Genomic DNA, 18,622 nt, shown 5'->3' on the forward strand with positions numbered 1-18,622 from the left:
TCAGGTTTTTGGGTGGCCGCTGGGTAACAGTACGACGGCGGCCACCGCAGCGAGCAACACCAGGAATGCGAGTCCACCGGCTAGGGCGCTCCACCCTAACGCCTGGAATGCAAAACCCGCAGCCCAACCGACAACGCTGGAACCCGTGTAGTAGCTGAGATTGTAGAGCGAGGCAGCTTGGGCCCGGCCTGACGAGGCTAACATTCCGGTCCAGCCGGATGCGATGCTGTGTGCGCCGAAAAACCCGGCCGTGAACACGACCAACCCCAGCAAAATGACGGGTAACGCAGGTGCCAAGGTGATCGCTAGCCCCGCCACCATCACGGTAGTGGAGCCGAGTAAGACGGCACGTCGGCCAAAGCGCGCTGCCATTCCCGCCACGACCCGTGAGGAGACGGTTCCGGCCAGATAAGCCAGAAAGAGAAGCGCCACGGCCGATGCTGGCAAGAGGTAGGGCGGCGCTTCCAGCCGGAAGCCGAGGTAGTTGTAGACGCTGACAAAGGCTCCCATCAATAAGAATGCCTGGGCGTAGAGAGCCAATAACTTGATGTTACGCAGGGGTGGTAGTAACCGGGCCAAGACAGTGCCGAAGCCGCCGCCGCGCACTGGAAAGAAGCCGCGCGGTTTCGGTGCAAGGAGCAGAAATCCGACGGCGGCAAGGGCAGCAGAGATCGAGACGGACAGCGTACCGATCCGCCACCCGGCGAGGTCTGCCACCGGCCCCGCCAGAAGCCGGCCAAATAGGCCTCCAAGAGTAGTCCCGGCCACATAGGCTCCTGCAGCGCCAGCAGCGTGGCGAGAACTGACTTCCTCGCTCAGATATGCAATGGCAAGAGCCGGAATACCGCCAAGTGCGGCTCCCTCGAGGGCTCTAAGTATCAGCAGGACCTGAAAATTTGGGGCGGCTGGGACTAGTGAACCCAACACCGTGGCGAGGATGATCGCGGTGCCCATGGTGCGCACTCGACCTATCCGGTCCGCCACAAACGACCACGGCAGTACGGCAATCGCAAGGCCCATGGTTGCCACGGAGATCGCCAGGGAGGCCTGCGCGGCGCTCACCTGTAATTCACGGGACAAAGCTGGAAGAAGACCCTGGAGTGAATAGAGTTGGGCAAAAGTAGCTACTCCGGCGCAGGCAAGTGCGGCTAGTACTCGCCGGTATCCCTTATCTCCGGGTACGTGTCCGGCCCAAGGAACGGTTGTGGCTACTGGGCTCACGCCGATATTCTCTGGGATACTCACTCGTTTAACGTTATGGCTACCAACCCCCTGCGTCCAATGGCGCAGGGTTCATGGAATGATCTTAATCGGGCGGTTTCTGTGCAGGGGCGGACGGTCACAGGGAGTTCAAAAACTCTCTAATAACGTTGCCAACCGGTCCACTTTGGGACTGTCGCCACGCAGTGCCAGCCCATAAGTTCAGTGATTCGCGATCCCCGGCTGCCGCGGCGCCTGCCCTTAGCGGCGCTGTTAGAAAGTGAACTTCCGGATACGCATGGGGGGCAGTTGCGGAGTGAACGCGCACAAAGTCATTAACGAGGGCCCGTGCTGGCTTGCCGGTGAAGGCGCGCGTGATCGCCGTCGTGCTGTAAAAAGGGTCTGCCAGAGCATCCTTGTGTAGCACTTTGGCTCCGCTCTCATCGGTACGCAGCAGTGCCGTGCCTAGCTGGACGGCCATAGCGCCGGCAGCCAGAACGGCCTTGGCTGTGGCGGCGTCACCAATACCGCCCGCACCAACCAGGGGAAGCTCGACGGCGCCGCGGACAGCTGCGACCAGCTCTACCACTGTGGGCGGAGCCTTGGCAGGTGCCGGCAAAAAGGCAGCAGAATGACCCCCGGCGTTGCTGTGTTGGACGACGAGCGCGTCAACGCCAACCTTTGCTGCGGCCACGGCCTCAGAGACACTTGTGACTGAGGCCAGGACTCGCGTGCCGACTCGTTTTAGCGCGCTGATGGTGGCGGTTGGGGGCAGCCCAAAAGTGAAGGAGACTACTGGGACCGGGGCCTGGAGAAGGAGTTGGATTTTTTCATTCCAATAGTCCTGCATCCGGGGGTCAGCCAAGTCCAAGTCGGTATCCGGGATGGTGGTTCCCAAACGGGCGCCCGTGCTGGAAAGCTCTTTCCGGTATAAAGCGAGGGCCGCGGCGTTTTCGGGCAAGAGCGCCTCGTTGCGGGGAACGAACAGGTTCACGCCGAATGTGGAGCCGGACTCCCGCAGCGCGGCAATGTGCTCGGCCAGCGCCTGTGCGGTCTTATAGCCGCCAGCGGCGAAAGCAAATGCCCCTGCTTGCTGGGCGGCCAGCGCAAGGGCAGTCGTGGTGGTTCCGCCCGCCATGGGAGCGGCAACGATGGGAGAAGAGAACATGCCATTAGTCTAGGTGGGTGCGAAAAGATACATTACGTTCAGTGACCCCAACCTCACAAACCTCCTCTGGCACGGTGCTAGGTCTGGATATTGGGGGTTCCAAGACTCGCGGCATCGTGTGGGACGACGGCGCCATCATTGCTGACGCCAGCGCGGGCAGTGCCAACATTCAAAACGTCAGTGTTGAGATTGCCCGGGCCAATCTGGCCGAGCTCTTTGAACTATTGGGAAATCCGAAGACACCCGTGGTCTTCGCGGGTGCCGGAGGAGTAGACACGCAGGACGACGCAGATGCGTTGAGCGGGCTGATAGCCCCTTTTGTTCGGGGCGCCTCAATCACGGTCGTTCACGATACCCGACTGTTGCTGGCGGCGGGCGGCACATCAACCGGGGTGGCCGTCATTGCGGGAACTGGGTCTGCCGCTTGGGGCGCCGGGCCTGATGGCGTCGAAGCTAGAGCCGGGGGATGGGGCTACTTGCTGGGGGACGAAGGCAGTGGTTATTGGCTGGCGCGCGAGGCTGTGCGGCACTCTCTGCACCAGCTAGATCTGGGGGCGGAGCGCGACGAGCTGACTCGAGGGATCCTCGATTACTGTGGGCTGGATTCCCCACATGAACTCATTGCCCATTTTCACCAGGGAACCACCCGGCGTTACTGGGCGGCCGCTTCGCCCGTGGTCTTTTCCGCGGCAGCGAACGGCAACACGGAAGCCTTACGTTTAGTGGATCAGGCTGGCAAAGACCTAGCGACAATGGCCCACCAGGTGGCTGTTCAGGTTGGGGTGAGCGGACCTATCGTGCTTGGCAGTGGACTGGGCAGCAACGTCCCGGCGTTGCAGGAGGCATTCAAGAGTCACTTGGCATCCGTTGGCCTAAGAGATGTAAGGATCCTGGACCAAGACCCTATTTTCGGTGTTCCCTTCCTGGTGCAGGCCGCCGGACGTTAGACGCAGTCCTGACGATGTGGTTTGGGACAGACTTTACTGGCCCAATCCGCTGGCGGTGGTGCTGTGCTGCCCCTGACAATCAAGGTAGGCGCGCTCATACTTGAAAGGTTGGTCATGCCAGGTTTATTGATGAGACCAACGAGATGCTGAACCGCCCTGCGTCCGGTTTCTTCAAAAGACTGCCGAATGGTGGTCAGCGGAGGGGTTGAATAGGCGGCTAGATCTATGTCGTCAATTCCCACCACAGACACATCTTTAGGAACGTGCAACCCTAACTCGGTGAGCGCCCGGATCACACCAAAAGCCATCTCGTCACTTGCAACTAAAATGGCCGTTACCTTCGGATTCGTTCCTAGGATCAAGCCGTTACGGTGCCCCGAGGACGGGCTCCAGTCCCCATAGAGGACTGGCGGAAGCAGGCAACCAGCCTCGATGAGTGTCCGCCGCCAGCTTTCTTCGCGAAGGGATGCATCTGACCATTCCCGGGGCCCGGCAATATGCCAGACAGTTTTGTGCCCAAGCTCCAGGAGATGTCTGGTGGCCAGCTCGGCTGCCTGATCCTGGTCTATCCCCACAGAACCGTTGCAAGTTCCTGCTGAACCGCCCATCGTGATGGTGGGAATTCCGGCGGTGAGCCGACGGATGGTGGAGGCTGCTTCACGGAATGGGGAAGCTAGAATAATGCCGTCTACGCCCTGAAGCAATAGGCGGGAAACCGACTCTGTCAGCCCCTTGAGACTCATAGTTGAAGTCACTGAGTTTACGGTGTAGCCGGCGTCGCGGGCGCCCAACTCAATGCCTAGGGACAAGGATGCGCGGGAGTAGTTTTTGGTGGCCAGCGTGAGCACACCCAGCGTTTTGGACCGGCCTGTCACTAATGCGCGCGCCGTATTGTTGTGGCGGTAGCCTAATTTCTCGACGGCGGCCAGTACTTTTTCTCGGGTGGTTTCTTTGACATTGCGGTGGTCACTGAGAACTCTGGATACGGTCTGCGCTGATACTCCCGAGGCTTCGGCTACATCTCTCATGGAGGGGCGCCTGGTGAAGATGCGCTCCATTGTGCACGTCCTAGCGGGAAGAGGGATGGCATTGTTCGAGGCGGCCGGACAATACTTGCCGGGATAAGTCTAGGGGTTTTAAGGCACACTTTGTTTCGAAGCGCCAGTAGTGATCCAATGATTGTTATCGATAACAATATGGATTTTTTGTATTGTCCCCACGCCTTTAGGAGAAGCGTTGAGCAAACTTGTTGCCACGCATACTGCGGCACTGCCTGAATGTGGCCTGCCTGAATCGGCACTGCCTGTACCTGTCCTGCGTGAAGCGGCACTGCCTGAATCTGGCCTGCCTGAATCGGCACTGCCTGTACCTGTCCTGCGTGAATCGGCACTGCCTGTTCCTGGCCTGCCTGAATCGGCACTGTCGTATGCAGATCGGACACTGCGCAGGCACGACAAACCTCACCGCATCATTGCCGGTGCAATGCACTATTTCCGGATACACCCGGACCAGTGGCAGGACCGGATCGAGAGATTGGTGTCCATGGGGGTCAACACGCTTGACACATATGTGGCGTGGAATTTTCACCAACCGGCAAAGGGAATTGCACCAGACTTTGATGGACCTCGAGATCTGACTCGCTTTATCAGGCTAGCTGGCGAGGCTGGTCTGGACGTCATTGTGCGGCCAGGTCCCTACATTTGTGCGGAATGGGACAACGGTGGGTTCCCTGCCTGGGTCACTGCTGATCCTCGCATGGTGCTCCGTTCCTCAGATCCCCTTTTTATCGCCGCGGTGGAGTCTTGGTTTGATGTGCTGATCCCCGTCTTAGCGCCACTGCAGTGGATCCATGGCGGGCCCATTGTTGCGCTACAGGTGGAAAACGAATACGGCAGTTACGGTGACGACGCCCGATACCTGCGCTGGAACCGTAAAGCTTTACTGGACCGCGGCATAACGGAGATGCTCTTTACCGCTGATGGCGGTACAGATTACTTTTTGGACGGGGGTTCGCTTCCAGAGGTATGGGCCGCGGCAACGTTAGGCTCCCGAGGCGAAGAAGCAGACGCGACTTGGAAGCGACGTCGACCCGGCGAACCCTTCTTCACGGTGGAATTTTGGAATGGCTGGTTTGATCACTGGGGCGAAGACCACCACACACGGGATGCCCAGGATGCTAGCGCCGAGGTTAAGAAAATCCTGGACCTGTCAGGGTCGGTGTGCCTGTATATGGCCCATGGTGGCACCAACTTCGGTCTCACGGCCGGCGCCAACCACGATGGCGTTATTCAACCCACGGTAACTAGCTACGACTCCGATGCGCCGATCGGCGAAGATGGCAGCCTGGGCGAAAAATACCACGCGATGCGTGAGATCTTCTTCCAAGCGCAGGGCAGGGATTTGACGCCTGTGCCGGACCATTTACAAGAGCAGGTACCGGTCCTGGACGAACAGTGTTTTGAGATGGCTCAAGGAGTCTCCCTGCTGGATTTTGTCCGAGCCGGGGAAGCAGTTGTGAGTGTGAAACCACTGAGCTTTGAAGAGTTAGGACTGGACCGCGGGCTGGTGCACTATCAGGCGTCCGCTGTACTGCCACGGGGTGGGGGATTTCTCAAGATTGGGGGCCTGCACGACCGGGCATATGTGTGGATCGGTGGGCGCTACGTGGGAGTGCTTCATGATGGCAATGCCCGTGACGGAATAGCAGTGCCAGGGGATGGCAATCTCGAGACGTTGGAAATTCTGGTGGAAAATCAGGGTCGTATCAACTACGGACCATTTTTGGGCCAGGGCAAGGGCATCCTTGAAGGTGTCTTTGTCAACCAGCGACTAGTTTTTCACTGGGAACAGCGTGTAGTGAACTTGGAGAGGCCACTTACACAATTGCTCGCTGCGACAGGCAATTGCGGTTTTGGCGATGTTGGTTCACACGCTGGCGGTCCGGGCCAAAGCGCTGCGGTTCCGGGCTTCTTTCATGGCCAGTTTCACGTATCTACGCCAGCCGATACTCATCTTGCTCTGCCCGGTTTCGGCAAGGGTGTTGTGTGGATCAACGGGTTCTTACTTGGCCGATTCTGGGACATTGGGCCCCAGGTTACGCTCTACATCCCAAGCCCTCTTCTGGTGGTGGGAACGAACATCGTTACCGTTTTGGACTACGAAGGCGGCGGAACTTATGGACAACTCCGCAATAAGCCTGATTTAGGCATTGTTGGCGTGAGCCACGTGGAGGATTTGTCCTGACCTCAGTTCCTGTGGGTCATCTCGTTAGGTCAATTACCGAGGGCAGACCTCACCAGTAAGGCTTGGTTCCCTTTCTGGAGATTCGAGTCGGGGCGGGCCGGTAAACTTGCTCCGATGGCCTGCTCATTTCCGTTGGGCTGCCGCAGTGAAGACAGGCCAGCCGTTACGAGGAGACCATGCGCTTGCACCGAAGAGTTCTCACCTTAGGGATTGCTGTCTTACTTGTAAGCGGTACCTCAGCTTGTAGCCCCGAGCCAATTGTGGTCATCCCCAGTGTGAGCGAATCTGCTGGTGTAGTTCCGTTGGTGGTCGGCACACCGACTGTTCCCGATGGCGGGAGTGCCTTGGAGGGTTCCTTGCTGGCCAATGTTTACGCTGCGGCCTTGAACGCGGCCGGCGTAAAGGCCGTCGTAAGCCCCGTGGATGCTAACGATCCGACGTCACTGAGCAAGCTGGAGCAAGGTGGTGTGGATGTTCTCCCGGGATATTCGAGTTTGCTTCTTCATGCGGCTGTACCAAGTGGTCCGCCGGACACGGTTGATGCCACCAGCGCTTCTGGGGTGTTGTCCGCGTTGAAGAAAGCTTTGCCTGCATCTGTTTCGATGCTGGATGCGGCCAGTGCCCAAGACAACGATGGTCTAGCAGTAACCGCTGTGACGGCGGAAAAGTATCAACTCAAAACGATCGAAGACTTGGCGAAGGTCTGCGAAAAGTTGGTGTTTGGTGGCTCCTCAGCATTTCGTGTCAGTGCTTATGGAGTACCGGCGCTGGGTTCTAGCTATAACTGTGTACCCAAGGGCTATGAGGAATTGGGTACAAGCAAAAATGAGTTGCTATTGGCGTTGATCCGCGATGACGTCCAGGTGGCGGATATCCATAGTTCCTCACCGGAGATCTCAAACAACGCCTTGGTAGTCCTCAATGACACCAAGGCAATATTCCCGGTCCAAAGTGTGGTCCCGTTGGTGTATTCCAAGAAGGTCCCGGCCGACGTCGAAGGGGTCCTGAACAAGGTGAGCGCCGCTCTGGATAATGACGGGCTCATCAACCTCAACAGGTTGGCAGCGGGTAATAACTACAGCACCCTGGCTGAAGCAGCGAATGCCTGGCTGGTCCAGAAGGGGCTGCTCAAAGCCAATTCTTAGCCATTGGTCCGCAATCAAGACGCGTTAAGCCTGCGCGGGTGTTGAAGGTTGTGCCATATTTGGTAAATGGCAGAATTCAAGCAGTCCACCAAGCTCCACAACGTCCTCTACGACATCCGCGGCCCGCTGTTGCAGCGAGCCCAGCAGATGGAGGCCGAGGGCAGCCGGATACTGAAGCTGAATATCGGAAATCCGGCATCGTTCGGCTTTGAAGCGCCAGACGCCATTTTGGTGGATATGATTCGTCACCTGCCGCACGCCCAGGGGTACACCGACTCGCGAGGTATCTTCTCGGCGAGGACCGCCGTCGTGCAGTATTACCAGACGCGCAACATTCACAACATCAATGTTGACGACGTTTACCTTGGCAACGGTGTCAGTGAACTCATTACGCTTTCGCTCATGGCGTTGCTGAATACTGGCGATGAAATCCTCGTCCCAACACCGGATTATCCGCTGTGGACAGCATCCGTGAGTCTGGCTGGCGGGCGCCCCATCCATTACATTTGCGACGAGGACAACAACTGGTGGCCCGACTTAGAAGACATGGAAGCGAAGATCACCCCCAAGACTAAAGGCCTGGTGATTATCAATCCCAACAACCCCACGGGTGCAGTCTATCCGCGGCATATTGTCCAGGGGATGGTGGATCTGGCGCGTAAGTATGGACTTGTGGTCTTCTCCGACGAGATCTACGAGAAGATCCTTTACGACGATGCCGAGCACATCAATACGGCCACCATCACGGGGGAGGACGTGTTGTGTATGACTTTCAGCGGCCTGTCCAAGGCGTACCGGATCTGCGGCTACCGCTCGGGTTGGCTGGCGATTTCCGGTCCTAAAGTCCAGGCCGCAAATTATCTTGAAGGAATTAACCTTTTGGCCAGTATGCGTTTGTGCGCGAATGCGCCAGGTCAGCATGCCATCCAGACCGCGCTGGGTGGCCACCAGAGCATTGAGGACTTGATTCTGCCCGGGGGACGGTTGCGGGAGCAGCGCGATCTGGCCTACAGGATGCTCAATGATATTCCTGGGGTGTCCACTAATCAGGCTCATGGAGCGTTATATCTGTTCCCGAAACTGGACCCTGAGATGTACCCCATCAAAAGTGATGAAAAATTTGCTTTGGACCTCTTGGAACAACAAAAAATTCTCATCTCCCACGGCACCGCTTTCAACTGGATCCGCCCCGACCATTTCCGCCTAGTCACCTTGCCCAACGTCAAGGACCTGGAAGAAGCGATCGGCCGGATCGCCGAATTCTTGAGCACGTACAAACCCTAAGGAAAGGCTCATCGTGTCACTGCCTCTTGGTTTCACAGCGTCTCCCGCAGATCTGCTGCGGACAACTCCCGGATTCTCCCTATCGGAAGTGGCGACTAATGCTGCGCCCGGGTTTTCGGGAAAGAAGCACGACGGCGCGGCCGCCCTGGCCGTGCGAGCCCCCATTCTGGCTCAACTACAGGAGCAGTTATTTGCTGAGAGCCGTTTCAGTGGAAAACGCTCGATTCTTCTGGTTTTGCAGGCTATGGATACTGCTGGCAAGGGTGGGATCGTAGGTCATGTGGTGGGTTCGGTTGACCCGCAAGGGGTGCAGTTGAAGGCTTTCAAGGCGCCCACCGACGAGGAAAAAGCTCACGACTTCCTTTGGCGTATTCGTCCCGCAGTTCCGTCTCCGGGAATGTTCGGGGTCTTTGACCGTTCCCACTACGAGGACGTACTCATTCACCGAGTCCATGGCTGGGCAGACGCTGATGAGCTGGAGCGGCGTTATACCGCCATCAACGACTTTGAAACCGAACTGGCCGCAGCTGGTACCACTGTAGTAAAGGTCATGCTGAATGTGAGCCCGGACGAACAACTTGAGCGGCTCACTGCAAGGCTGCACGACCCCACTAAATACTGGAAGTACAGTCCCACGGACTTGGACGAGCGCGGATATTGGTCAGACTACATGGACGCGTACCAAAAGATGTTTGAGAAAACGAGCACGCCCACCGCTCCTTGGTACGTGGTGCCAGCAGATAAGAAGTGGTATGCCCGCTTGGCTGTGCAGGAGATCTTGATCGAGACTCTTGCCGGGATGAACTTGCAATGGCCTGCTGCCCACTTTGACGTAGGGCATGAACGGGCTCGCCTGAAGGATGCATAGACCCAAGCAGGAAAGGCCAAGCAGCATAAACCCAAGCAGAGCCGGATTTATCGCGGGTCCTCTGACGTTGAGGCGTTAAGGAGCTAACGCTGTTTAGGGTTCAGCAATGTTCAGCAGTGTTCAGCAGTGTTCAGGGCTGGTCAGTGCCTAGCGTAGTTAAGTGCCTAACGCAGTTCAGTGCCTAACGCAGTTAAGTGCCTAGCGCAGTTAAGTGCGGTGGGAACCAGTGAGACTGGCGTCAATGCCGTTCTAGGTGTTCTTCGATGAGCAACTCAAGAGTGTTGTGAATGGTATCGAACCGCGGTGTTTGGGCGACTACTGTCGCTGGTACACGCAGAGTTTTCTCTAGTTGTTTTTTTAGGATTTTAGGATAGGAACAACCACCGTTGACTGGCTGCTGTGGCGGATGGTAGGTACCTGTTGGTGAGGTCCAGCCGACGCGGCCGTCAGCTGCAAGACTTGGCTTCCAACCACGCAGTTTTATGCCGATCCGGTCTGGGCCCCGGTCCATGCGGTAGCGTCCGTGACTGTCTTTGTCATCGCGGAAGTGTTTGAGCGCATGGTGTCGTTTACATTCCGGGCTGGCGTTGGCCAATGTGGTTGCCCCGCCCGTGTGGAAGGCAACAACGTGGTCCGTTTCAGTATCCAGAGCATGGTTGGTGCAGTTCGGGAACGAGCAACTTTCATTGAGGGCCCGCAGGAGAGTCTTTTCGCTTCGTCTTAGTTTGTAGCGTTTGGGAGGCGTGTCCGGTAAGGGAATATTGGTGACGGGATCCGTGAGAATCCGCAGAAAAGAACCTGTGCTGCCCAGGAGTTTGCGGGCTGTTTCTTCATCGATGGGTCCGTGCCCGACTAGTTCGGCAGGCTCGTTGGTGAGACCAAGCAGGCCCAAAAACGGGACGGTGATGATGATCTGTGCCTCGGGTTGCGGAGGTTCAGCGATTGTTGCTCCGTTGCGCACTGCCGTCAACTGCTCGAGATACTCAGCCAGTGGGTCCTCTGTGATCCCATCAACGAGACCGTCAAGCAGGGCTGTTTCATCCGAATCCGTGTCTGGTTTCTGCCTTGTCCTCGGATACGCAGAGAATCCGCCGCCGGATTCTGGAAGCTCTTGGTCCGGTTCTGCTGCGGGAGTGGAATCGAATGCGGGAGTGGAGCAGAGGACGCCGTCGAGCGGGACATCCTCGGGAAGCTGAGTGATATCTCCGGGCGCAGGTGGGCGGTGAGCCCATGCAGGGAGCTCGTCGACCAAGGTGAGAGCGGCCAAACCGTCGTGCTTCCGTTCCGGGACTTTCTGCGTTCGTTCGTCAGCACCTGGGTTGGAGAAGATGTTGGTGTCGCCGAAGCAGTCGCCGGTGACAGCAGTCGCGGTTGTGGCGCTCGATCCGCCGTTTTTGGTATCAGAGCCGTTTGCTTCGCTACCTGTATTCGTGGGTTTGGTGCCAACTCCGGTGACGAGTTGGTGCTGACTTAGCAGTAGGGCGGAAGCGGTATCGGCACGCAGCTGACTTAATGTGCGGAGTTCGCCTGCGACTTGTTGCTTCCGGGCTATCCGAGTGCAGTTGATATAGATGCCGTTCGCTGCGACTGCTGGTATGTGCAGAGTGAGCCAAGACATGCCGTCGTTGCCAGGTTCTAGCGTCAGTGCGCGTTTACCTATCGCTTCACGGGTCCTGGTAGCGAGAGTTTCCGGATGGGTGCCTTCTCGGATGCGTCTAGCTTTGGACGCGAATTTCGAAGCAGTGGTACCGCTGGCTGCTGTGAGCAGCCGTGTCTTGAAAGCGGTGATGTCCGACAGAGTCATGGTGGGGGTGCTTGAAAGGGTCTGGACTTCGTCAACGATGGTGCACGCATGGCGCCACGATATTGTGCCAGCAAAGAGTGCAGTGATGGTTTCAGGGTGGGAGGCAAAAAGCTCCATGGCGTGATGAGTCAGAGATGTTGCGGTGCACTCTGGAATCGTCAGCGTCACGGCAATTTCAGCGATGGTGGAGGTCTCCGCCATTCCGCGCTGCCATGAGTCCAATCCCAACGCAGTTGACTCCACGGCATTAGCGGCCATAATCCGGTCAATCACGGCCGCCTTGCAGGCTGCGGTGCGGTCCTCCAGCGCCTTCAACGCGGCGAGGGTAGCAATTCCCGCATCCACCACGCCCCGGGCTACCTGCACACGCGACGTGGGGACGGGGTCTGCACCTGAGTCACTGGCTACCGGTAGGCGCGAGTCACGAACAGTGTCCACAGTTGAGGTGGATCCGGCATTGGTGCGCGATTCAAAACTTCCAGTTGAACCCAGATACGAGATGTACGGTGGGAGCCCCGCCAGAGATGGATCATCGGCGGAGAAGACTGCGATTGCGGGAAGTGTCAGTGCCGCGATGAGTTCCGCCGCATCCTGTGTGGCGGGAGAATCCCCGTTTCCGGGGTGAATTACTGACCCGTTCATATTTCTATAATACAATACGTCGTTATGTATATGCAATGATTTCTAGAACATATAATCTATAGAATCTCTAAAACTAATGACAATCAGTCAACGGATTCGCTCGGCTGAGTTGACTGTCCCAAAATAGCGCGGACCAGCCCTTATTCAAATGCCGCAGGCTAGCCTGGAAGGCTCAGCCGCAGGATCGCAGACTGGCTCAGTCGCTGGCGGCGCGGGCAGCGTCAAGTCTTGCTTTGGCGCCGTCGAGCCATTCTTCACACTTCTTGGCAAGCGCCTCCCCGCGCTCCCACAGCGCTAGTGATTCTTCCAGAGTGGAACTACCCGCCTCCAGCTGATTAACCACGCTAACCAGTTGTTCACGGGCTTGCTCATAGCTCAGCGAAGCCACATCTTGGAGGTCAGTTGGTGTTGCTTTGGGGGTACTCATGAGTGATCCTTTGCATCAGTCGTCGGATGTAGAAGTTGATATTGCGGCGAGAGCGCCGCCAGCAACCCGGATACTTAGCGGTGTTCCTTCGGGTGCGTGAGAGGGGTGACGGACAATGCTGCCGTCCTCCAATTGCGCGACGGCGTATCCGCGGTCGAGCGTTTTCTGAGGGGACAATGCACGCACTTGCGCGCGCAGGTGCGTCAATCGGTCAGCATGGCGACCCACCTGTGTCTGCACGGCGAGCAGCGCCCGTCCGCTGAAGCGTGTGATCTCTTCTGCCCGCACTGTGAGCATTGACTGCGGGTTGGCCAAAACAGGGCGCGAGCGCAGTTGTGCCAGCCGGTCTGATTCCCGCTCCAGCAACTGGCTGATACGTCGATTAAGTAGGCCTCTGGCCTGTTCCACCTTGTGCAGTTCCTCGCCCACATCCGGCACAATCCGTTTGGCGGCATCCGTGGGCGTTGACGCTCTCAGGTCGGCGACGTCGTCTAGGAGAGGACGGTCCGCCTCGTGGCCGATGGCACTGACGACTGGAGTGGTAGCTGTTGAGACAGCGCGTATCAGGGCCTCATGGCTAAATGGCAGCAAATCTTCGAGAGATCCGCCGCCACGCGCTATGACAATAACGTCGATAACAGGGTCGGAATCGAGCTCCTGTAGGGCGGCAATGACAGCAGTAACGGCACTGACACCTTGGACGGGTACCTCTCGGACCTCGAATTCGACGGCTGGCCAACGCAGAGCCGTGTTGCGCAGTACGTCCTTCATGGCGTCGGAATTGCGTCCTGTAATAAGCCCTATTCTGTGGGGAAGAAGAGGTAATTTCTTCTTCCGGCGAGGATCGAAGAGGCCTTCGGCAGTTAAGGCTTGGCGCAATTGTTCGATTCTTGCCAGAAGATCACCCAGACCCACAGGACGGATGTCTCGGGCTTGCATGGACAGCCGTCCGGTCTTCATCCAAAAATCAGGTTTGAGCTGGGCGACGACTCGGGAGCCGCGTTCCAATGGCGCGGCAAGTTGGCTAAGTACTGAGCCCCACACAGTGACGCTCAGTGAGATTTCGGCATCGACGTCCCTGATAGTCAGGTAGCTAACATTTGCACGCTTATTCAATTCAATGATCTGTCCCTCAACCCACGCTGGGGGAGCCTTTTCGATGTGCGCTTTGAGCTTTTGGCTCAGTAAGGCTAGCGGCCAGGGGTTTTCCGGTGTGGTTTCAGCAGCCGTGAGAGCGACGACCTTGCGCTCCGGGGCTTGCTGCACGGGGTCGTTCTCCTGTGCAATGAGGCCGCCATCTTGGCTGCCTACGAGTTCAGAGGCATCATCCATGGGCTGTGTTCACCGTCTTCCTCGACCAACTGATCATGCAACCACTCTAGCTTTTGGCTCAGACATGCTTACGCCTCAACGGTGGGGATGCTCGCCTGCGGAAATGCTCGCAGTTCAACAAAGCACATGACCTAAGATTGAGATTCACAACATTCCTCAGGGGGACGGCCCGTGCGCACTATTGGTTCTGCAGTGTTAGTAATTCTCGCTTTGTTGTTGGCTGCGGTGGCTGGCCCCTCAATCTGGGCCGAACGCAACGTTGTCAGCGAGTCAGGCTTTGTCCAGTTGGCCGGACCTCTAGGGGACAATCGAGAATTCCAGCAAGGGCTCACGGCCGTAGTTGCAAGAGAAGCCGCCGCACAGCTTAATCTGCCGAGTCAGCTGCAGAATTTGGCTGCTGGAATGATTGCCTCCTCAGCAGCATCGCTGCAGTCCCAGCCTGGATATGCACAAGCCTGGACACAAACCTTGCAGCGCAGTCATGCGCTCACCCTCCACCCAGGGGACAACGAAGCAGCCAGTGGTGACCTGACCCTCGATGTTGCACCCCTAGTAGGACTAGTGGCCACAAAAATTTCTACGGACATCGGCGTGAAACTGCCCGTTCCACCGGCAGTCCTAGTCAATCTGGACCAGCCTAGTGTTGCCTCGGCGATCCCAGTGGTGACCGCATTGGGTGGAATGAGTGGCTGGTTGGCATTCTTCGCCGTCGACCTTTTTGTTCTGGCCGTGGTGGTGGCCCGCAAACGTGCGCTGACTACACTACTGACCGGAGTTGGATTGGCTCTGGTCGCGCTGGCCTGGAAGCTCGGAGCCGGTGCGCTGGCTAGCCAATTTGCCAGGATCGGGACCGGAAATGACATCGCGGAGCAGTTCGGCAGTGAACTGGGCCAGCTGGCCCAGGAGAGTTGGCAATGGGGGATCAACGTCGGCTTTGCCTTGGCGGGTGGAGTAATTGCCGTAGGTGTCATAACTCTCATCCTTGGGCGTCGGCGCACCACGTAAGATGGTGGCATGAGTGCCTCCGCAGTTTCTGTTCCTATGCCACTTGTCCCGCGCCGCCGCAGGTCCCCTGAGGATGTCGCAGCCGCCGCCCCCGTCAACGGGACCAAACGGGTCCTACTTGCCGCCCCGCGCGGTTACTGCGCCGGGGTTGATCGGGCTGTGATTGCGGTCGAGAAGGCGCTTGAGCACTATGGCGCACCCGTGTATGTGCGCAAACAAATAGTGCACAACGTTCACGTGGTCTCCTCGCTTGAAGCCAAAGGCGCTATTTTTGTCGAGGAAAACGAAGAAGTTCCCACGGGTGCGCTGGTGGTCTTTTCCGCACACGGTGTCTCACCTGCTGTCCAGCAGTCCGCGGTGGACCGCGGACTGCGGACCATTGATGCCACGTGTCCCTTGGTCACAAAGGTGCACAAGGAAGCCGTTCGTTTTGCCAATGACGATTACGACATCTTGCTTATTGGCCACGAAGGCCATGAGGAAGTTGAAGGAACAGCCGGTGAGGCACCCCAGCACATCCAGATTGTGAACGGTCCAAACGACGTGGACAAGGTCCAGGTCCGTGATCCGCAGAAGGTTATCTGGCTTTCCCAAACCACGCTGAGCGTGGATGAGACCATGGAAACTGTGCGTCTGCTCAGGGACCGCTTTCCTACACTCCAGGACCCGCCCAGCGACGATATCTGCTACGCCACGACCAACCGTCAGGTGGCCATCAAGAAAATAGCACCACAAGCAGAATTGGTCATCGTGGTGGGCTCCGCGAACTCCTCAAACTCGGTGCGTCTGATGGAAGTTGCGTTGGAATATGGTGCCACGGCGTCCCATCGGGTGGACTTTGCCAACGAGATTGACGAAACCTGGTTTGAAGGCGTCGCAACCGTCGGTGTAACTAGCGGCGCCTCGGTTCCAGAAGTCTTAGTCAGAGACGTTCTGCTGCTGCTGGCGGATTACGGTTACGACGACGTGGAGGAAGTGGTTACGGCCCAGGAAGACATACTCTTTTCTCTTCCAAAGGAGCTACGCGCGACGTTGAAGGCGGCTGGAGATACTTCTCGCGGGCTTGGTGGCCACGGCAAGCGCAGCAACAATTGAGCCTGCTCGGCTAGCCTGAACAATCGCCCGCAGCTACGGCGTTTCCTCGGCAAACTCCGGCGCACTCAGCGACCTCGGTGAGAGTTCGATGTTAGCTGGCGCGGCAAGGGTTTTTGGGTCGAAAGCGTTGAGCTTGCGTGCCGTCGGTAACACCCGGGCTTCCAGTGTCCCCACCAGTTTGTTGTAGCGTTCCACGGACGTCTTAAGTGAGGAACCCACGTTGTTGACGGCCTCGCCCATGGCACCAAGGCGCGTGTACAACGCCGCTGAGAGGTCAAAGAGTTCCTTGGCGCTCTCTGTCAGCACGTCCTGACGCCAACTAAATGCCACAGTCTTCAGGATGGCCATAAGCGAAATGGGTGAAGCCAAAACGACATTGCGTGCCATGGCATGATCCAACAGTGAGGGGTCAGCCAGCAGGGCCGACGACAGGATGGACTCCACTGGTACGAAGCAAATCACTAGCTCAGGAGAGTTGTGTGCGCTTTCCCAGTACTTCTTCGTCGCGAGTGCATCAACGTGGGCTTTGAGCGCCTTGGCATGCCGAGCCAAGTGTTCGTTCGCTCCGGCGCCTGCGGAATTTTCGGCGTCGTGCGCCTGGAGGTACGAGGACAACGGAACCTTGGCATCAAGGACCAACTCTTTGCCGCCGGGGAGCCTGACCACCATGTCGGGGCGGTGGGCGCCATCCTCCGTGGCGATATGGACTTGTTCGTTGAAGTCGACATGGGCCAACATTCCGGAGGCTTCCACCACGCGGCGCAGCTGAACCTCGCCCCACTTGCCTCGGGCGTTGTTGGAACGCAGTGCCGATTCTAGGGACGTGGTGGTGGCCAAGAGACGAGCATCGGAGGCTTTCGCGTCGCGCAATTGCTCGGCCAACTGACCGTACTGCTCCACCCTGTCCCGCTCCAACAAGGCCACCTGGCGTTGGACGGCGTTGAGTTTCTCCGACACCGGTCCCAAAGCTGCCAAGACCGAGGAGTCAGAGGACTGCCGCACGGACAGTTCCCTATTTTGGGTCGAGAGTAATCGGCGTTCGGCGTCGGCCGCCGCGAAATCAGCCATCAGCGAAGAAGCACGGTGCAAGGACTGCTCGGCTTCTTCCTGTGCCGTTCGCAATCGACCCCGCAGCAGCCAACCCGCAGTGGCGGACCCGGCCAAGAGTCCCAACAGAAGCATCAACAGTGCAACAAGCCATCCAAATCCAGTCATGGAACCACTTTCGCACTAGGGTCTGACAAAGTGGAATTGGGGCGTCGGTGTGCCCTGCCGGTACGATTGACGCGTGGCTCTTACTATTGGCATCGTCGGACTGCCCAACGTCGGCAAATCAACCCTTTTCAACGCACTGACACGCAACAACGTGCTCGCAGCGAACTACCCGTTCGCTACGATCGAGCCCAATGTTGGCATGGTCAGCCTGCCGGATCCTCGTCTGGCTAAGCTAGCCGAGGTCTTTGGCTCTGCACGCATCCTGGCAGCCACGGTGTCTTTCGTGGACATCGCAGGCATCGTTAAGGGCGCGTCGGAGGGTGAAGGACTGGGAAATAAATTCCTGGCCAACATCCGCGAGGCAGAAGCGATTGCCCAGGTCATCCGCGTCTTTGACGATCCAGACGTCATTCACGTTGACGGCAAAGTTGATCCTAGCTCCGATATGGAGACCATCAACACTGAGCTGATCCTGGCGGACCTGCAGACTATTGAAAAGGCTGTTCCCAGGATTGAAAAGGCCGTCAAGCTCAAACAGCGTGAAGCGGGCGAGCTCAACGCCATTCTGAACGCTCAGAAGGTTCTAGAGCGTGGAGACACCATTTTCGCTTCCGTTAAGAGCGACAAATTGGAGATGGAGTACCTGAAGGAACTGAGCCTGCTCACGGCCAAGCCTTTCATCTACGTCTTCAACGTTGACGACGCCGTGCTGGGCAACCCCGAGCGCCAGGCTGAGCTGCGCGAACTGGTGGCGCCGGCTGAAGCAATCTTCCTAGACGCGAAACTGGAATCTGACCTCGTGGAATTGGACGAGGACGAAGCCCGGGAAATGCTGGAGATGAGCGGGCAGGAAGAGTCCGGGCTGGACCAACTGGCCAGGGTCGGATTCCACACCCTTGGGTTGCAGACGTATCTGACGGCGGGCCCGAAGGAAACGCGCGCCTGGACGATCCGACAAGGTGACACGGCGCCTCAGGCCGCTGGTGTTATCCACACAGACTTCCAACGCGGTTTCATCAAGGCAGAAGTGGTCCACTTCGAGGACCTGATGGAGGCTGGCTCCATGGCCGAGGCAAAGGCTAAGGGCAAGGTCCGGATCGAAGGCAAGGAATACATCATGCACGACGGCGACGTGGTGGAGTTTAGATTTAATGTTTAGGTTTTCCGCCTGAAACAACAGAAATGCCGTCCTCTGCGAAAACGTAAGAGGGCGGTATTTGTTGTAAGAAAATCGATAATCTCAGAGC

15 protein-coding genes are annotated in these 18,622 nt (G+C 57.7%); 8 read left to right on the plus strand and 7 right to left on the minus strand.

Annotation, left to right across the window (positions count from 1 at the left end; translation table 11 throughout):
* Both LOH53_RS07855 and LOH53_RS07860 read right to left on the minus strand, forming a co-directional pair.
* Positions 1 to 1,239: an MFS transporter gene (locus LOH53_RS07855; protein WP_376991559.1), complete on the minus strand. Its 1,239-nt coding sequence runs from the start codon at positions 1,237 to 1,239 to the stop codon at positions 1 to 3.
* A 100-nt stretch (positions 1,240 to 1,339) separates the two neighbouring features.
* Entirely contained in the window at positions 1,340 to 2,368 is a 1,029-nt protein-coding gene (locus tag LOH53_RS07860) for a nitronate monooxygenase (protein ID WP_230067185.1), read from the minus strand.
* A gap of 41 nt (positions 2,369 to 2,409) precedes the next feature.
* Between LOH53_RS07860 and LOH53_RS07865 the strand changes: the two genes are divergently transcribed.
* Positions 2,410 to 3,315, plus strand: coding sequence for an N-acetylglucosamine kinase (locus LOH53_RS07865; RefSeq protein WP_230067186.1), 906 nt, complete (start codon positions 2,410 to 2,412; stop codon positions 3,313 to 3,315).
* Here the strand turns inward: LOH53_RS07865 and LOH53_RS07870 are convergent.
* A complete protein-coding gene (locus tag LOH53_RS07870) occupies positions 3,312 to 4,343 on the minus strand; it encodes a LacI family DNA-binding transcriptional regulator (protein ID WP_230067187.1) in 1,032 nt (343 codons plus the stop codon). The genes LOH53_RS07865 and LOH53_RS07870 overlap by 4 nt on opposite strands.
* 208 nt (positions 4,344 to 4,551) lie before the next feature.
* Between LOH53_RS07870 and LOH53_RS07875 the strand changes: the two genes are divergently transcribed.
* The 4 genes from LOH53_RS07875 to LOH53_RS07890 all read left to right on the plus strand — a co-directional run bounded on the left by LOH53_RS07875 (position 4,552) and on the right by LOH53_RS07890 (position 9,855).
* Positions 4,552 to 6,558 carry a glycoside hydrolase family 35 protein gene (locus LOH53_RS07875; RefSeq protein WP_230067188.1) on the plus strand — a complete coding sequence of 669 codons (2,007 nt, stop codon included), beginning with the start codon at positions 4,552 to 4,554 and terminating at the stop codon, positions 6,556 to 6,558.
* A 176-nt stretch (positions 6,559 to 6,734) separates the two neighbouring features.
* Positions 6,735 to 7,703, plus strand: a complete 969-nt coding sequence (locus tag LOH53_RS07880) for an ABC transporter substrate-binding protein (protein WP_230067189.1) — start codon at positions 6,735 to 6,737, stop codon at positions 7,701 to 7,703.
* A 66-nt stretch (positions 7,704 to 7,769) separates the two neighbouring features.
* The gene (locus tag LOH53_RS07885) at positions 7,770 to 8,987 is read left to right on the plus strand and encodes a pyridoxal phosphate-dependent aminotransferase (protein ID WP_230067190.1); all 1,218 of its coding nucleotides are present in this window, start codon (positions 7,770 to 7,772) and stop codon (positions 8,985 to 8,987) included.
* Positions 8,988 to 9,000: 13 nt separating this feature from the next.
* Entirely contained in the window at positions 9,001 to 9,855 is an 855-nt protein-coding gene (locus LOH53_RS07890) for a polyphosphate kinase 2 family protein (protein ID WP_230067191.1), read from the plus strand.
* 238 nt (positions 9,856 to 10,093) lie between these two features.
* On the opposite strand, the gene LOH53_RS07895 is transcribed toward LOH53_RS07890, so the two are convergent.
* The 3 genes from LOH53_RS07895 to xseA all read right to left on the minus strand — a co-directional run bounded on the left by LOH53_RS07895 (position 10,094) and on the right by xseA (position 14,060).
* Complete coding sequence (locus LOH53_RS07895) at positions 10,094 to 12,301, minus strand: HNH endonuclease signature motif containing protein (RefSeq protein ID WP_230067192.1); 2,208 nt, start codon at positions 12,299 to 12,301, stop codon at positions 10,094 to 10,096.
* Positions 12,302 to 12,497: 196 nt separating this feature from the next.
* Positions 12,498 to 12,728, minus strand: a complete 231-nt coding sequence (locus tag LOH53_RS07900; RefSeq protein WP_230067193.1) for an exodeoxyribonuclease VII small subunit — start codon at positions 12,726 to 12,728, stop codon at positions 12,498 to 12,500.
* A 15-nt stretch (positions 12,729 to 12,743) separates the two neighbouring features.
* Complete coding sequence (gene xseA / locus LOH53_RS07905; protein ID WP_230067194.1) at positions 12,744 to 14,060, minus strand: exodeoxyribonuclease VII large subunit; 1,317 nt, start codon at positions 14,058 to 14,060, stop codon at positions 12,744 to 12,746.
* Positions 14,061 to 14,231: 171 nt separating this feature from the next.
* Here xseA and LOH53_RS07910 point away from each other — a divergent pair, with 171 nt between their 5' ends.
* Positions 14,232 to 15,065: a hypothetical protein gene (locus LOH53_RS07910; RefSeq protein ID WP_230067195.1), complete on the plus strand. Its 834-nt coding sequence runs from the start codon at positions 14,232 to 14,234 to the stop codon at positions 15,063 to 15,065.
* Positions 15,066 to 15,074: 9 nt separating this feature from the next.
* Positions 15,075 to 16,160 carry a 4-hydroxy-3-methylbut-2-enyl diphosphate reductase gene (locus LOH53_RS07915; protein WP_230067196.1) on the plus strand — a complete coding sequence of 362 codons (1,086 nt, stop codon included), beginning with the start codon at positions 15,075 to 15,077 and terminating at the stop codon, positions 16,158 to 16,160.
* A gap of 33 nt (positions 16,161 to 16,193) precedes the next feature.
* Here LOH53_RS07915 and LOH53_RS07920 read toward each other — a convergent pair whose 3' ends face one another.
* Positions 16,194 to 17,375, minus strand: coding sequence for a DNA recombination protein RmuC (locus LOH53_RS07920; protein ID WP_230067197.1), 1,182 nt, complete (start codon positions 17,373 to 17,375; stop codon positions 16,194 to 16,196).
* Between the two features lie 73 nt (positions 17,376 to 17,448).
* On the opposite strand from LOH53_RS07920, the gene ychF reads away from it, so the two are divergent.
* On the plus strand, positions 17,449 to 18,534 hold the full coding sequence (gene ychF, locus LOH53_RS07925; protein ID WP_230067198.1) for a redox-regulated ATPase YchF: 1,086 nt from the start codon (positions 17,449 to 17,451) through the stop codon (positions 18,532 to 18,534).
* Positions 18,535 to 18,622: the final 88 nt, after the last annotated feature.

The sequence above is a fragment of the Arthrobacter cryoconiti genome (assembly GCF_020905375.1).
GTDB lineage: Bacteria > Actinomycetota > Actinomycetes > Actinomycetales > Micrococcaceae > Specibacter > Specibacter cryoconiti.

Coding starts and splice junctions, on each gene's coding strand:
- LOH53_RS07860 (WP_230067185.1), bottom strand. CDS start 2,368: ATGTTCTCTTCTCCCATCGTTGCCGCTCCCATGGCGGGCGGAACCACC.
- LOH53_RS07870 (WP_230067187.1), bottom strand. CDS start 4,343: ATGAGAGATGTAGCCGAAGCCTCGGGAGTATCAGCGCAGACCGTATCC.
- LOH53_RS07880 (WP_230067189.1), top strand. CDS start 6,735: ATGCGCTTGCACCGAAGAGTTCTCACCTTAGGGATTGCTGTCTTACTT.
- LOH53_RS07885 (WP_230067190.1), top strand. CDS start 7,770: ATGGCAGAATTCAAGCAGTCCACCAAGCTCCACAACGTCCTCTACGAC.
- LOH53_RS07895 (WP_230067192.1), bottom strand. CDS start 12,301: ATGAACGGGTCAGTAATTCACCCCGGAAACGGGGATTCTCCCGCCACA.
- LOH53_RS07900 (WP_230067193.1), bottom strand. CDS start 12,728: ATGAGTACCCCCAAAGCAACACCAACTGACCTCCAAGATGTGGCTTCG.
- xseA (WP_230067194.1), bottom strand. CDS start 14,060: ATGGATGATGCCTCTGAACTCGTAGGCAGCCAAGATGGCGGCCTCATT.
- LOH53_RS07915 (WP_230067196.1), top strand. CDS start 15,075: ATGAGTGCCTCCGCAGTTTCTGTTCCTATGCCACTTGTCCCGCGCCGC.
- LOH53_RS07920 (WP_230067197.1), bottom strand. CDS start 17,375: ATGACTGGATTTGGATGGCTTGTTGCACTGTTGATGCTTCTGTTGGGA.